The organism is Cupriavidus sp. 207A1 (genome assembly GCF_057798955.1).
In genome coordinates this window covers 75,761-89,474 of record NZ_JBYOJO010000022.1, presented here as the reverse complement: position 1 = coordinate 89,474, position 13,714 = coordinate 75,761, and the positions used below count along the sequence as shown (strand labels likewise).

Here is a 13,714-nt window from a genome sequence, read left to right as displayed (position 1 = left end):
GCATCGCCCGCCTTACTCCACCGTCACCGACTTCGCCAGGTTGCGCGGCTTGTCGACGTCGGTGCCGCGCGCGCAGGCCGTGTGGTACGCCAGCAGCTGCAGCGGCACCACGTGCAGGATCGGCGAGAGGTCGCCGTAGTGCTCGGGCATGCGGATCACCTGGATGCCGTCGGACGACTGGATCTGGGTGTCGCTGTCGGCAAACACGTACAGGCGGCCGCCACGGGCGCGCACCTCCTGGATGTTGGACTTGAGCTTCTCCAGCAGCGCGTCATTGGGGGCGACCGTGACCACCGGCATGGCTTCGGTGACCAGCGCCAGCGGGCCGTGCTTGAGCTCGCCGGCCGGGTAGGCCTCGGCGTGGATATACGAGATTTCCTTGAGCTTCAGCGCCCCCTCCATCGCGATAGGGTAGTGCAGGCCGCGGCCGAGGAACAGTGCGTTCTCGCGGCGGGCGAAGTCTTCGGACCAGGCGATGATCTGCGGCTCCAGCGCCAGCACGCCGTGCAGCGCGGCCGGCAGGTGGCGCAGGTTGGTCAGCGCCTGGGCCTCGGCCTCTTCGGTCAGCAGGCCGCGGGTCTTGGCCAGCGACAGCGTCAGCATGTAGAGCGCCGCCAGCTGCGTGGTGAAGGCCTTGGTCGAGGCCACGCCGATCTCGGTGCCGGCGCGGGTCAGGAAGCGCAGTTCGGTCTCGCGCACCATGGCGCTGGTGGCGACGTTGCAGACCGCCAGCGTATGGACGTGGCCGAGCGCGCGCGCATGGCGCAGCGCGGCCATGGTGTCGGCGGTTTCGCCCGATTGCGAGATCACCACCACCAGCGCGCGCGGGTTGGGCACGGTGTCGCGGTAGCGGTATTCGCTGGCAACCTCGACCTGGGTCGGGATCCTGGCGATGCTTTCGAGCCAGTACTTGGCGGTGCAGCCGGAATAGTAGCTGGTGCCGCAGGCCAGGATCAGCACGCTGTCGATGCCGGCGAAGACCTCGGCGGCGTTGTCGCCGAACAGGTCCGGCGACAGGCCTTCGACGCCCTCGAGCGTGTCGCCCAGCGCGCGCGGCTGCTCGAAGATTTCCTTCTGCATGAAGTGGCGGTACGGGCCCAGGTCCACCGAGGCGGCATGGGCTTCGACCACGCGCGCTTCGCGCTCGACCGCGTGGTCGTTGACGTCATGGATGGTCACGCCGTCCAGCGTGATCTCGACCACATCGCCCTCTTCCAGGTAGATGATGCGGTTGGCGGTGCCGGCCACGGCCAGCGCGTCGGACGCCAGGAAGGACTCGTTCTCGCCCAGCGCCACCACCAGCGGCGAGCCGGCGCGCGCGCCGACCACGCGGCCGGGCTGGTCCTTGGCGAACACCGCGATGGCATAGGCGCCGTGCAGGCGCTTGGTGACCGCGCGCACCGAGGCGAACAGGTCGCCACGCGTGGCGCTGCTGGGATAGCTGTAGGCCTGGTGGATCAGGTGGGCGACCACCTCGGTATCGGTCTGCGACTCGAAGCCGTAGCCGACCGCGCGCAGCTCTTCGCGCAGCGGCTCGTAGTTCTCGATGATGCCGTTGTGCACCAGCGCGATGGTCTCGCCCGACAGGTGCGGGTGGGCGTTGACGGTGTCGGGCTTGCCGTGCGTGGCCCAGCGCGTATGCGCCACGCCAGTGAAGCCGGACAGGCCGGACGCCTGCGTCTGCGCGTCGAGGTCGGCGACGCGCGACACGGTGCGCGCGCGCTCGACCGCATCGTCGCGCACGACGGCGACGCCGCACGAGTCATAGCCGCGATACTCCAGGCGGCGCAGCCCTTCGATCAGGACCGGAACGATGTTGCGCGTGGAAACCGCGCCGACGATGCCACACATGCTGAACCCCCGTTTGCTGGCGCCTGCCCTCTGGCCACTGGCGCCGGTATGAATCCTGTGGCGCCGCCTGGTGCCGGCGGCGCTGGTGCTTACTGCTTCGGCTGCTTGACCGGACGCTGCCAGGCGTCGATGGTCAGCTGCTTGGCCCGCGACAGCGTCAGCTTGTCGGCCGGGGCCTCCTTGGTGAGCGTGGTGCCGGCGCCCAGCGTGGCGCCGCGGCGCACCGTCACCGGCGCCACCAGCTGCGTGTCGGAGCCGATGAAGACATCGTCCTCGATCACGGTGCGGTGCTTGTTCACCCCGTCATAGTTGCAGGTGATGGTACCCGCGCCAATATTGACACGCGACCCCACCGTGGCGTCGCCCACATAAGCCAGGTGGTTGGCCTTGCTGTGTGCCGCCACCTGTGCATTCTTGACCTCGACGAAGTTGCCGATATGCACGTCCTCGCCCAGCTCGGTGCCGGGGCGCAGGCGCGCGTACGGCCCGATGCGGCCAGTGGGCCCGATCCGGGCCTCGTCGACATGGCAGAACGGGTGCACCTGCGCGCCGGCGCCGACGGTGCTGTTGCGGACCACGCAATGGGCGCCGATGCGCACGCCGTCTTCCAGGTGCACGCGGCCCTCGAACACGCAGCCGACGTCGATGGTGACATCGCGCCCGCAGGTGAGCTCGCCGCGCACATCGATGCGGGCCGGGTCCAGCAGCGTCACGCCGGCCTCGAGCAGGCGCCGGGCCTGGTTGCCCTGGTGGATGCGCTCGACCTCGGCCAGCTGCAGCTTGCTGTTGACACCCAGCGTCTCCCACACCGCCGCGGGCTGGGCCGAAACCGTCTCGACGCCATCGGCGACGGCGCGCTCGACGGTGTCGGTCAGGTAGTACTCGCCCTGGGCATTGTCGTTGCGCAGCGTCGACAGCCACTTGCGCAGGTGGCCGGTCGGGCACACGATGATGCCGGTGTTGATTTCGCGGATGGCCTTCTCGGCTTCGCTCGCGTCCTTTTGCTCGACGATGCGGACGATGCTGCCCGCCGCGTCGCGCACGATGCGGCCATAGCCGGTCGGATCGGGCATTTCCACGGTGAGCACGCCAAAGCGCCGGGCGCCGGCCTCGGCCACCAGCGCCTGCAGCGTCGCCGCGCTGGTGAGCGGCACGTCACCGTAGAGAACCAACGTAGGCTGGTTGTCGTCCAACAAGGGAAGTGCCTGCATCACCGCATGGCCCGTGCCCAGTTGCTGGGCCTGCTCGGCGAAGGCGACATCGTCGGCGGCCACCGCCTCGCGCACGCGCGCGGCGCCGTGGCCGACCACGACCACCAGCCGCGACGGCGACAGCGCACGGGCCGTATCCAGGACATGCGCGAGCATGGGCCGCCCGGCTACCGGGTGCAGCACCTTGGGCAAATCGGAATACATCCGCTTGCCCATGCCCGCGGCGAGAATGACGATATTCACAAGGAGACCCCTAAGTGAGTGTGTCCGAAAATCTTCTGGAAAACGCCGGACGGGTATTTGGCCCGGTGCTCGGCAAACTGCGCCGCCGGGACTCGCGAAAGCTTGCCGCCAGGCCTGCGCTTGTTCCCGCAAACCCTTGCCAGGACTTGGCTGGCCGGCATCAGGGGAGCCCGGTTTCGATGCGCGCCGATTTTAACATGGCGCTTTCTGCGCAAAGGACCGTGGTTTCCGAATTTCACAATTGTTGGGCGCGGCGTATTTTGGTGATTCTCGGCGCCGCGGCCTTGTGCGCGTGCAGCGCCATGAAGCTCGGTTACCAGCAGGGCGACCGGCTGGCGTACTGGTGGATCGACAATTATGTCGATGTCACCTCGGCCCAGGAGCCGCTGACGCGCGAGGCGATCGCGCGCTTCTTTGCCTGGCACCGCAAGGCGCAGCTGCCGGAAATCGCCAGCCTGCTGCAGGAGGCCAAGGCCGACGTAGGCCAGCCGGTCACGCCGGCGAAGGTCGCACACTTCCAGGACGCCTCGCAGCAACTGGCGCGCCGATCGTTCGAGCAGGCCATGCCCGACATGGCCGACTTCCTGCTGACGCTGACGCCCGAGCAGATCACCCGCATGGAAAAGAAGTTTGCCGAGGGCAACGCCAAGTACCGCAAGAAATTCCTCAACGCGGACCCGGCCGAGCGCGAGGAAGCGCGCTTCGACAAGGTGATGGAGTACGCGCGCCTGGTCTACGGCGGCTTCTCTCCCGAGCAGGAGAAGGCGATCCGCGTCAAGGTCGGGCCGGTGGTGCAGAACGCCGAGGCGCGCTATGCCGAGCGCGTCGCGCGCCAGCAGGAATGGATCAAGATGGTGCGCTTCGTGCAGGCCACGCAGCCGCCCAAGGCACAGGTGATCGACCTGCTGCGGCGCTTCCGCGAGTACTGGCAGAATCCGCCGGCCCGGCACGCCGCCAGCCACGAAGCCGGCAACCACGCCGGCATCGCGCTCACCGTGGCGATCGCCAACCTGACCACGCCCCAGCAGAAGGCGCACGCGCAGGATCGCTTCCAGAAGTGGATCGACGACACGCATGCCCTGATGCGCGAGAAGTCGCAGCCGCCGGTGCAGTCGGCGGCGGCAAACTGAACCCGCATCCCGCCGCGATGAAAAACGCCCGCGCGAGCGGGCGTTCTGTCATTTGGCCGCCGCAACGGCTTACTGCGTGCCGGCCGGCTCCCCCGCCGGGGCCGCCGCCGGGGTGCGCTCGAAGCGCACGAACTCCATGCGGTTTTCGTCGAGGCTGCCGGCAAAGGTCAGCGGCTGCTGCTGGAACGTGGTCTCGCCGAACAGCGAGGCCTCGTCCACCTTGGCCAGGCCCGTCGCCAGCCCGGTGAACGGGAACAGTTCGGTATCCGCCAGGTGCGACGGCACCACGTTGCGCAGCGCCGAAAAGATATTGTCGATGCGGCCCGGGTTCTGCCGCTCCCACTCCTGCAGCATCTCGCTGACCTTCTTGCGCTGCAGGTTTTCCTGCGAGCCGCACAGGTTGCACGGGATGATCGGGAATTCCATCGCGCGTGCGTACGACGCAATGTCCTTCTCCGAGCAGTACGCCAGCGGGCGGATCACGATGTGGGCGCCGTCGTCGGTGGCCAGCTTGGGCGGCATCGCCTTCATCTTGCCGCCGAAGAACATGTTCAGGAAGAAGGTGTTGACGATGTCGTCGCGGTGGTGGCCCAGCGCGATCTTGTTGGCGCCCAGCTCCTTGGCGGTGCGGTAGATCACGCCGCGGCGCAGGCGCGAGCACAGCGAGCAGGTGGTCTTGCCCTCGGGCACCTTTTCCTTGACGATCGAATAGGTGTCCGCCTCGACGATCACATATTCCACGCCGACCGACTTCAGGTATTCCGGCAGGACGTGTTCCGGGAAGCCGGGCTGCTTCTGGTCCAGGTTCATCGCGATCAGCTTGAACTTGATCGGCGCGCGCTTCTGCAGCGCCATCAGGACCGACAGCATGGTGTACGAGTCCTTGCCGCCACTCATGCAGACCAGCACGGTGTCGCCGTCCTCGATCATGCCGAAGTCGCCGATGGCCTTGCCGGTTTGCGATTGCAGCCTCGTCTCGAGGCGATAGAAATTGTTCGAGTGGCTCATGGAGCATCCTGTTGCGTGGCGCCCGCCGGATGGAATGGCCGGCGCGGCGCGAAGGGGCAACATTTTACTTTAGGCGCCCGCGCGCTGCAGCGGGCGCCGGCAGGACCGCTCAGGCCTGCTTGATATGGAAGACCTCGACCCCGACCGAATCGCAATCCGGGTACACGTCGGGCTTTTCGGTCGACACGCGCACCGCGCGCACCTTGGGATGCTTCAGCATGGCGCGCGCGACGTCGTCGCACAGCGTTTCCTGCAGGTGCACATGGCCCTGCGCCATGCGCGCCGCGACGGTGTTGCGCATGAAGTCGTAGTCGACCACTTCGTCGAGCTTGTCGGACTGCGGCGTGCATTCCTCCAGCGGCACGAACAGGTCGATATTGATCAGCACGCGCTGCTCGCCCTTCTTCTCGAATTCGTGCACGCCGATATTGATCTGCACTTCGTAGTTGCGCAGGAACATGCGTCGGCAGTCTTGCAGGCTGGGGTGGGAAAGGGCGGCGAGCATGGTCATGGCGGCAAACGAAAAGGGGAAGTGTAAGGCGGGGGTGCCGCGCCGGTCAGGCGCGGCCGATGATGCAGGTCATTCGGTCAGGAACATCACGTCGCGCGCCAGCGGCATCAGGTGCTGGCCGCCGTCGACGTACAGCGTGGTGCCGGTCACGGCGCGCGCCTGCGCCAGGTAGGCCACCGCCTGGGCGATGTCCTCGGGCGTGGACGACTGGCCCAGCGGCGTCACGCGATGCGCGCGGCGGAAGCTCTGCTCCGACTGCTCGCCCGACACCAGCGTGATGCCGGGGGCCACGCCCACCACGCGCAGGCGCGGCGCCAGCGCCTGCGCCAGCTGCACGGTGGCGGTCTGCAGCGCGGCCTTGGAGAGCGTGTACGAGAGGAAGTCCGGGTTCAGGTTGTCGAGCTTCTGGTCGAGCAGGTTGATCACCACGCCGCGCGGCTCGGCGGCCTTGCCGGCGCCCTCCGGGCCCGCGGCCGCGGCCAGCGCCTTGTGCAGTTCGCGCGCCAGCAGCAGCGGCGCGGCCACGTTGGTGCGCATATGCGTATCGAGCGACGCATACGAAAAACTCGTTGCCACGTCGTACTGGAACAGCGAGGCATTGTTGACCAGGCAGGTCGGCACGCCCAGAGCGGCGGTGCAGTCGGCCACCAACCGGCTGGTGGCGGCCTCGTCGGCGAGGTCGGCGCGCAGCACCGCGGCGCGGCGGCCGAGCGCGCGGATCTGCGTGGCGAGGGCTTCGGCCTCGTCGACCGAGCGATGGCAGTGCACGGCCACGTCCCAGCCCTGGGCCGCCAGTTCCAGCGCGATGGCGCGGCCCAGGCGGCGCGCGCCGCCGGTCACGAGGGCCACGCCGCGGGCGGCGGGCTGGCCAGCCTTGTCGCCAGCCTGGCTGGCGGAAGTATCGGATGCGGGCATTGCTACAATCGCAGGATGCAGAAAGCCGCTAGTTTACCCCTTCCCCCCGCCGACGCGCAGGCCGCCTCCGATACCCTTACGGCCCGTATTGGCGAATCGATCGATGCAGCCGGCGGCTGGATCGGCTTTGACCGCTACATGGCGCTGGCGCTGTACGCGCCCGGCCTGGGCTATTACAGCGGTGGCTCGGCCAAGTTCGGCCGCGATGCCCGCGACGGCAGCGATTTCATCACCGCCCCGGAACTGAGCCCCTTCTTTGCCCGCACGCTGGCACGCCAGTTCGCGCCGTTGCTGGCGCAGGGGCTGCCGCGCCTGCTGGAATTCGGCGCCGGCACCGGCCGGCTGGCGGCGGACCTGCTGCTGGGACTGGAACAGGAAGGGCAATTGCCCGACACCTACGCCATCGTCGAGCTGTCGGGCGAGCTGCGCGCGCGCCAGCAGGACACGCTGGCCCGGCGCGCACCGCACCTGGCCGAACGCGTCACCTGGCTCGATACCTTGCCTGCCGCTTTCGAAGGCGTGATCGTCGGCAATGAAGTGCTGGATGCGATGCCGGTGCAGTTGTATGCGCGCCGCGACGGCAGCTGGCATGAGCGCGGCGTGGTGCGTGCCGCGCTGCAGGCCGAAGGCGGCGCGCCCGCCTTCCGCTTCGAAGACCGCGCGCTGGCCGCCGCCGACGTGCCCGAGGCGCTGCGCGCCATCCCCGGCGACCACGACCTGGTCACCGAGACCCATGCCGAGGCCGAGGGCTTCACGCGCGCGGTCGGCGCCATGCTGGCGCGCGGCGCGGCCTTCTTCATCGACTACGGCTTCCCCGGCGGCGAGTACTACCACCCGCAGCGCGCCGGCGGCACGCTGATGTGCCACTACCGCCATCATGCGCACCCCGACCCGTTCCTGTACCCCGGCTTGCAGGACATCACCGCGCACGTCAACTTCAGCGGCATCGCGCACGCGGCGGTCGAGTCAGGGCTGACCGTGGCTGGCTTTGCCTCGCAGGCGCGCTTCCTGATGAACGCCGGCATCACCGAGCTGCTGATGACGCTGGACCCGTCCGACGCGCGCGCCTTCCTGCCGCAGGCCAATGCGGTGCAGAAGCTGCTGTCCGAGGCCGAGATGGGCGAACTGTTCAAGGTGATCGCGCTCACGCGCGGGCTCGACCGCGGACTGGAACACAGCGAGCCGCTGGCCGGCTTTGCCCGCGGCGACCGCAGCCACGCCCTGTAACGGCACCGGAGCCGCCATGCTGCGCTGGACCCTGACCATCTTCCTGAGCGTGATCATCCTGTCCGCGGCGCTGCCATGGCTGCAGAAGGTGGGGCTGGGCCGGCTGCCCGGCGATGTGCGCTTCCGCGTGTTCGGGCGCGAATTCGTGCTGCCGTTCGCGTCGACGATCCTGATTTCGCTGATTGCGCTGGTGATCGGCAAGCTGCTGTAGGGCCTGCGGCCGCCTGTCCGGACCGGCTCAGGCGCCGTCCGGCTGCACCCCGAGCCGCTGCGCCACCGCCGCCACCCGTGCGGCATGGACCCGGTCCTTGATCTGCGCTACGTTGTCGGCGCAGGCACGCGCGATGGCGCCCGCATCGACGGACGCCGCGGCCTCGCGCGCCGCCAGCAGGCGCGCCGCCTGCGGGTATTCGCTGTGCTCGAAGCCCTTGCGCCCGCGCTTGTCCGCCTCGCAGGCCTGCAGCGCCTGCGCGAAGCGCGCGGGCTTGCGCAGCGCATCGCAGCGTTCCAGCAGCCGCACCACGGCGGCGGCGCCGAACTCCAGCGAGCGGTGGATGTTGCCATGCTCGCGCGCCACCACCAGCGCCAGGTCGCGGCATTCGTTGGGCACGCGCAGGCGCGCGCAGACCTGTTCCAGCAGCTTGACGCTGCGCAGCTCGTGGCCGATATGGCGCGGCAGCACGTCTTCGGGCGTGGTGCCCTTGCCCAGGTCATGCACCAGCGCGGCAAAGCGCACCGGCAGCGGCGCATCGAGCGCGGCGGCGCAGTCGATCACCATCATCACGTGCACGCCGGTATCGACCTCGGGGTGGAAGTCGGCGCGCTGCGGCACGCCCCACAAGCGCTCCAGCTCGGGCAGCAGCCGCGCCAGCGCGCCACAGTCGCGCAGCACCTCGAACATCCGCGACGGCCGTGCCTCCATCAACCCGCGCGCCAGCTCCTGCCACACGCGCTCGGGCACCAGCGCATCGACCTCGCCCGCGGCGACCATCTCGCGCATCAGGCGCATGGTCTCGGCGGCGACGCTGAAGTCGTGGAAGCGCGCGGCGAAGCGCGCCAGCCGCAGGATGCGCACCGGGTCTTCGGCAAAGGCGTCGGAGACATGGCGGAACAGCCGCGCGGCCAGGTCGCGCTGGCCGCCGTGCGGGTCGATCACGGGCCCGGTCAGGTTGCCGTCGGCATCTACCGCGCGCGCCATCGCGTTGATGGTCAGGTCGCGCCGGACCAGGTCGTCCTCGAGCGTGACGTCGGGCTCGCAGTAGAAGGCAAAGCCCTTGTAGCCCATCGCGGTCTTGCGCTCGGTGCGGGCCAGCGCGTACTCCTCCTGGGTGCGCGGATGCAGGAACACCGGAAAATCCTTGCCCACCGGGCGATAGCCGGCGGCTTCCATTTCGGCCGGGGTCGCGCCGACGACCACGTAGTCGCGGTCCTGGCTGGGCTTGCCCAGCAGTTCGTCGCGGATCGCGCCGCCCACCGCATACACCTGCATGTTTTGGCCTTTTCATGCGCCGGCACGGGTCATCCGGTAGTGGCCCGGCGCCGGCGCTATTGCTAGTGGCTGACGATTATCGCATCGGCACGGTCCGGGGCCAGGCGGTACGGTTCGTCGTCGGCCAGGAAGTCGCGTTCCTCGCGCGCGCCGGCAATCCATTGCTGCATCGCCGGCAGCGCCAGCATGAAATCGGCATAGGCCTTGGCGTCTTCGCGATCGTCCGGCAGGTGGATGCCGTAGGTGGCGAAGCGGCTCACCACCGGCGCATAGAACGCGTCGGCCACGGTGAAGGTGCCGAACAGGAACGGCCCGCGCGCGCCATGCTGCTTGCGCAGCCCGTCCCAGATCGCGGCGATCCGCTCCACCTCGCGCTGCACCGCCACGTTCCAGCCGCGTCCGGGCAGCACCGCGGTCACGTTCATCGGCAACTGGTTGCGCACGTTGGTGAAGCCGGAATGCATCTCGGCGCAGATCGCGCGCGCGACCGCGCGCTCGGCCGGGTCGGCCGGCCACAGCTGCTGGTCGGGGAAGCGCTCGGCCACGTATTCGGAGATCGCCAGCGAATCCCACACGGTGACATCGCCATCGACCAGCACCGGCACCTTGCCCGCGGGCGAGTAGCGGGCGATCTCGGCGGCGAAGCTGCCGGTGAACAGGCGCACCTGCACTTCCTCGAATTCAATGCCGGCCTGGCGCAGCAGCAGCCACGGGCGCAGCGACCAGGAGGAATAGTTCTTGTTGCCGATGACGAGCTTCATCGTGAGGTCCTTGGGGGAGGAAACGGAGGGAGAGACGGCACGGAGCGGGCCGCAAGCCACGCCCCGCAGCCCGCGGGACGGCGTGGCAGCCGCGCGCCGGACCAGTCATTTTGCCAGCGCGGCCGCCCGCGTCAAAGTGAATTGCGCTCGCAACCGATATGAAATCCGGTCACATAGGCCACGGCCTCAGCGGTGCACGCTGGCGCGCATGTGGGTCAGCGCGGCATCGCGGTTGCGCCCGGACAGCGCGTCGGTCATCACCGCCTCGAGATGCACGGGGTTCAGGTTCAGCTCCGGCGCCAGCGGGCGCTGCAGCACATTGTCGAGCTGCATCGAATCCAGGTTGTCGCGCGACAGCAGCGGCTCGCCCGGCATATGCTCCATGACCGCGGCCTGCACCCGCGCCAGCGCATCGGGCAGCGCGATCACCGGGCGCGGATGGCCCGAGGCGCGCCCGGCAAAGCGCACCAGTTCCTCCAGCGTATAGACCTGCGGCCCGCCCAGCTCATAACCATGGCCGATGGTGGCCGGATTCACCATGGCGTTCAGGTAGGCCTGCACCACGTCCTGCACGAACACCGGCTGGAAGCGCGCATGCGCGCACGCCAGCGGCACCACCGGCGCCAGCTGCTGCATGTGGGCGAACAGGTTGAGGAAATGGTCGTCGGGGCCGAACACCACCGAGGGCCGGAAGATGGTCCAGTCGAGCCCGCTGGCGCGCACGATGCGCTCGCCGTCGCCTTTGCTGCGCAGGTACATCGACGGTCCATTGCTGTCGGCGCCGAGCGCGCTCATATGCAACAGCCGGCGCACGCCGGTGGACAGGCAGGATGCCACGATCTGCCGCACCAGTTCCACATGCGCGCTGGCAAAGGCGTCGCCGTAGGGATCGGCACGCTCGCCGTGCAGCACGCCCACCAGGTTCACGACAATGCCGTCGACGCCAAGCGAGCCAATCGCATCGTCCAGCGCGGCATTGTCGGCCAGCCCGAGCTCGACCACCTCGACGCGCGGCAGCAGCAGCAGGTGCTGCGCATGCTCGACATTGCGCGTGCCGACCACGATGCGATCCGGGGCAATGGGGGAATCGGGATTGGCGCCGGGCTCCAGCGGCGCGCCCGAGGCCGAGGCGGCGCCGGCCAGGCGCGAGACGAGATGGCTGCCGATGAAGCCGGCGCCACCGATGACGAGGACGTTGCTGGTCTGCATGTTGCCTCCGTGCCAGGAAAGAAGCACGCCGCGGCACCCGCGCCCAGCCCGGGCCTGCGGCGCTACGCCGGCAGGCCCGTCGTGCCAGTCCGACCCGCCCCATGCCGGGGCAGGCGGACCAGAACCAACGACTTCAGGGCAGGCTGGTGGTGGTCACCGCCGACGGCGCGACCGTGCCCAGGCGCGACTTCAGCGACTGCGGCCGGCCACTCATCAATGCAGCATAGTACGTAGCGTTGGAAAGCACATTCTTCACATAGCCGCGCGTTTCATTGAACGGGATGGTCTCTGCAAAGATCGCGCCTTCCACCGGCCGCACCAGCGTGCTGCGCCAGGCCTTGGGGCGGCCCGGGCCGGCGTTGTAAGCGGCCGAGGCCAGCGTCCAGGAGCTGTCCAGGTCGGTCAGCACCATGTTCAGGTAGTTGGTGCCAAGCTGGATGTTGACGGTGGGGTCGGCCATCATCGACGGCGAAAAGTCGCTCATGCCGATCTTGCGCGCCACGTATTTCGCCGTCGCGGGCATCACCTGCATCAGGCCATGCGCCCCCGCCGACGAGCGCGCATTCATGATGAAGCGCGATTCCTGGCGGATCAGGCCGTACACCCATGCCATGTCGAGGCCAACCTCGTCGGTGGCGCGCTGCATGATGTCGCGGTACGGCATCAGGAAGCGCAGCGCGAAATCATGCTCGTTGCGGGTGCGGTCGGCCGAGTTGACGGTGCGGTCGAGCAGCTCCAGGCGGCGCGCATATTCGGCCGCGGCCAGCAGCTCGCGGTCGCTCATGTTGCGCAGTTCCCAGTTCCATTCGCGGTTGCCCTCGAAACGCAGGTTCATGGCGTAGAACTTCTGCGCGCGCTGAAAACCGGGGCGCGAGCGCATCGCCATGGCCTCGGCGTCGCTGACGGTGGTGCGCGGCGGCAGCGTAATGCGGTTGCCCAGTTCCTCGCTGGCCAGCTGGCCGTAGAAGTTGAACTGCCCGGCAATCTGCTGGAAGTTCTGCTGGGCCTCGGTGTCGCGGCCGTCGGCCTTGAGCGCGCGGCCGTACCAGTAGATCCAGGCGGGGTCCTTGGCGCGCAGCTCCGGACGCATCAGCTCGACCGCCTGGCGCACCTGCTTCCAGTCGCCCTGGCGCAGCGCGGCGCGCACGCGCCATTCCTGGGTGTCGTCGGACAGCCACTGGTTGCCGCCCAGGTCCATCTGGCGGCGGTAGTAGCCGGCCGCCTCGGGCAGCAGCTTCTTGGCCGCGAACTGGCCGATCACGCCCCAGGCCGCACCCTGCTCGTCGCGCGACAGCGCGCCCTGGGCCGTGGCCAGGTAGGCCGCCGCCTGCGACGGGTCGGAGCGCGCCATCTTGACGATGGTGGCAAGGGTATCGCCGTCCACGCGTGCGTCGGGCAGCAGCGCTGCGATCTTGCCGGCCAGCGTGAGGTAGTTCTGCTCCAGCGCCAGGCGCGCCTGGAAGGCCACGTCGCTGCGCTGGATCTGCTGGCTCTGGACCAGATAGCCGATCAGGTCGACGCAGCCTTCGCCGTAGTACCTGGGGTCGCTCAGCACGTTGCGCGCATCGGCGGCCACGTTCTGACCCTTGAGCGCACGCGACAGCAGCGCATAGCACTCGACCTGGGTATCGTCCTTGAGCGCGAACTGCGGGTATTCGACATCGAAATTGGCCCAGTCGCGCTTCTTGCCCAGCACCAGCAGCCAGTCATTGCGCATGCGGTCGGCAATCGCGTCGCCCTTGTAGCGCTGCAGGAACACGCGCACCTGGTCGTCAGGCGCATCGATGCGGGCCAGGCCGCTGGCGTCGAACAACTGCGGCTTGATGCGGAAGTACTCGACATAGGACGGCACCGGGTAATCGACCAGCGTGGCCGAGATCGCGTAGGCGCGTTCGACGTCGTTCTTGCGCGCGGCTTCGCGCAGCGCGGCGAAGGCCTCGTCGGGATCGCTGGGGATCACCGTCGAGGGCGCGCGCGTGACCGCCTGCGGGCGCTTTTGCGCGTGGACGGGCGTGACAAGCAATGCACATGCAAGCGCGATCCAGGCGGCCCGCCCTGCACGCTGCAGATATACTCCCTTCAGCATTCTTCTTCCTTGTCGATGACGGCGGCGCCCGCGCCTGCACCGTGTGCCGAAAACCGCGGCGCCGCCATCCGTG

At 68.7% G+C, this 13,714-nt stretch carries 12 protein-coding genes; 3 read left to right on the top strand and 9 right to left on the bottom strand.

Annotation, left to right across the window (positions count from 1 at the left end; translation table 11 throughout):
• Positions 1 to 12: 12 nt before the first annotated feature.
• Both glmS and glmU read right to left on the bottom strand, forming a co-directional pair.
• Positions 13 to 1,851, bottom strand: coding sequence for a glutamine--fructose-6-phosphate transaminase (isomerizing) (gene glmS, locus AC3FMM_RS29350; RefSeq protein ID WP_115705562.1), 1,839 nt, complete (start codon positions 1,849 to 1,851; stop codon positions 13 to 15).
• Between the two features lie 89 nt (positions 1,852 to 1,940).
• Positions 1,941 to 3,305 carry a bifunctional UDP-N-acetylglucosamine diphosphorylase/glucosamine-1-phosphate N-acetyltransferase GlmU gene (gene glmU / locus AC3FMM_RS29345; RefSeq protein ID WP_488687893.1) on the bottom strand — a complete coding sequence of 455 codons (1,365 nt, stop codon included), beginning with the start codon at positions 3,303 to 3,305 and terminating at the stop codon, positions 1,941 to 1,943.
• Between the two features lie 302 nt (positions 3,306 to 3,607).
• Here glmU and AC3FMM_RS29340 point away from each other — a divergent pair, with 302 nt between their 5' ends.
• Positions 3,608 to 4,435 (top strand): DUF6279 family lipoprotein, encoded by an 828-nt coding sequence (locus AC3FMM_RS29340; RefSeq protein ID WP_172581711.1) that lies wholly within the window; start codon positions 3,608 to 3,610, stop codon positions 4,433 to 4,435.
• 69 nt (positions 4,436 to 4,504) lie between these two features.
• Here AC3FMM_RS29340 and ttcA read toward each other — a convergent pair whose 3' ends face one another.
• The 3 genes from ttcA to AC3FMM_RS29325 all read right to left on the bottom strand — a co-directional run bounded on the left by ttcA (position 4,505) and on the right by AC3FMM_RS29325 (position 6,869).
• Positions 4,505 to 5,443: a tRNA 2-thiocytidine(32) synthetase TtcA gene (gene ttcA / locus AC3FMM_RS29335; protein WP_116312066.1), complete on the bottom strand. Its 939-nt coding sequence runs from the start codon at positions 5,441 to 5,443 to the stop codon at positions 4,505 to 4,507.
• Positions 5,444 to 5,552: 109 nt separating this feature from the next.
• The gene (locus AC3FMM_RS29330; protein WP_115707883.1) at positions 5,553 to 5,954 is read right to left on the bottom strand and encodes a dihydroneopterin aldolase; all 402 of its coding nucleotides are present in this window, start codon (positions 5,952 to 5,954) and stop codon (positions 5,553 to 5,555) included.
• A 69-nt stretch (positions 5,955 to 6,023) separates the two neighbouring features.
• The gene (locus tag AC3FMM_RS29325) at positions 6,024 to 6,869 is read right to left on the bottom strand and encodes an SDR family oxidoreductase (protein ID WP_116312065.1); all 846 of its coding nucleotides are present in this window, start codon (positions 6,867 to 6,869) and stop codon (positions 6,024 to 6,026) included.
• 15 nt (positions 6,870 to 6,884) lie between these two features.
• On the opposite strand from AC3FMM_RS29325, the gene AC3FMM_RS29320 reads away from it, so the two are divergent.
• Complete coding sequence (locus tag AC3FMM_RS29320) at positions 6,885 to 8,096, top strand: class I SAM-dependent methyltransferase (RefSeq protein ID WP_116312064.1); 1,212 nt, start codon at positions 6,885 to 6,887, stop codon at positions 8,094 to 8,096.
• A gap of 16 nt (positions 8,097 to 8,112) precedes the next feature.
• Complete coding sequence (locus AC3FMM_RS29315; protein ID WP_012351539.1) at positions 8,113 to 8,307, top strand: DUF2905 domain-containing protein; 195 nt, start codon at positions 8,113 to 8,115, stop codon at positions 8,305 to 8,307.
• Between the two features lie 27 nt (positions 8,308 to 8,334).
• On the opposite strand, the gene AC3FMM_RS29310 is transcribed toward AC3FMM_RS29315, so the two are convergent.
• The 4 genes from AC3FMM_RS29310 to AC3FMM_RS29295 form a co-directional block, all read right to left on the bottom strand.
• Complete coding sequence (locus AC3FMM_RS29310) at positions 8,335 to 9,585, bottom strand: multifunctional CCA addition/repair protein (RefSeq protein WP_488687889.1); 1,251 nt, start codon at positions 9,583 to 9,585, stop codon at positions 8,335 to 8,337.
• A gap of 62 nt (positions 9,586 to 9,647) precedes the next feature.
• Complete coding sequence (locus AC3FMM_RS29305; RefSeq protein WP_115707876.1) at positions 9,648 to 10,346, bottom strand: glutathione S-transferase family protein; 699 nt, start codon at positions 10,344 to 10,346, stop codon at positions 9,648 to 9,650.
• Positions 10,347 to 10,532: 186 nt separating this feature from the next.
• Entirely contained in the window at positions 10,533 to 11,555 is a 1,023-nt protein-coding gene (locus AC3FMM_RS29300; RefSeq protein WP_115707874.1) for a complex I NDUFA9 subunit family protein, read from the bottom strand.
• A 133-nt stretch (positions 11,556 to 11,688) separates the two neighbouring features.
• The gene (locus tag AC3FMM_RS29295; RefSeq protein ID WP_115707872.1) at positions 11,689 to 13,641 is read right to left on the bottom strand and encodes a lytic transglycosylase domain-containing protein; all 1,953 of its coding nucleotides are present in this window, start codon (positions 13,639 to 13,641) and stop codon (positions 11,689 to 11,691) included.
• Positions 13,642 to 13,714: the final 73 nt, after the last annotated feature.

Coding starts and splice junctions, on each gene's coding strand:
- glmS (WP_115705562.1), bottom strand. CDS start 1,851: ATGTGTGGCATCGTCGGCGCGGTTTCCACGCGCAACATCGTTCCGGTC.
- AC3FMM_RS29340 (WP_172581711.1), top strand. CDS start 3,608: ATGAAGCTCGGTTACCAGCAGGGCGACCGGCTGGCGTACTGGTGGATC.
- ttcA (WP_116312066.1), bottom strand. CDS start 5,443: ATGAGCCACTCGAACAATTTCTATCGCCTCGAGACGAGGCTGCAATCG.
- AC3FMM_RS29330 (WP_115707883.1), bottom strand. CDS start 5,954: ATGACCATGCTCGCCGCCCTTTCCCACCCCAGCCTGCAAGACTGCCGA.
- AC3FMM_RS29325 (WP_116312065.1), bottom strand. CDS start 6,869: ATGCCCGCATCCGATACTTCCGCCAGCCAGGCTGGCGACAAGGCTGGC.
- AC3FMM_RS29320 (WP_116312064.1), top strand. CDS start 6,885: ATGCAGAAAGCCGCTAGTTTACCCCTTCCCCCCGCCGACGCGCAGGCC.
- AC3FMM_RS29315 (WP_012351539.1), top strand. CDS start 8,113: ATGCTGCGCTGGACCCTGACCATCTTCCTGAGCGTGATCATCCTGTCC.
- AC3FMM_RS29310 (WP_488687889.1), bottom strand. CDS start 9,585: ATGCAGGTGTATGCGGTGGGCGGCGCGATCCGCGACGAACTGCTGGGC.
- AC3FMM_RS29305 (WP_115707876.1), bottom strand. CDS start 10,346: ATGAAGCTCGTCATCGGCAACAAGAACTATTCCTCCTGGTCGCTGCGC.
- AC3FMM_RS29300 (WP_115707874.1), bottom strand. CDS start 11,555: ATGCAGACCAGCAACGTCCTCGTCATCGGTGGCGCCGGCTTCATCGGC.
- AC3FMM_RS29295 (WP_115707872.1), bottom strand. CDS start 13,641: ATGCTGAAGGGAGTATATCTGCAGCGTGCAGGGCGGGCCGCCTGGATC.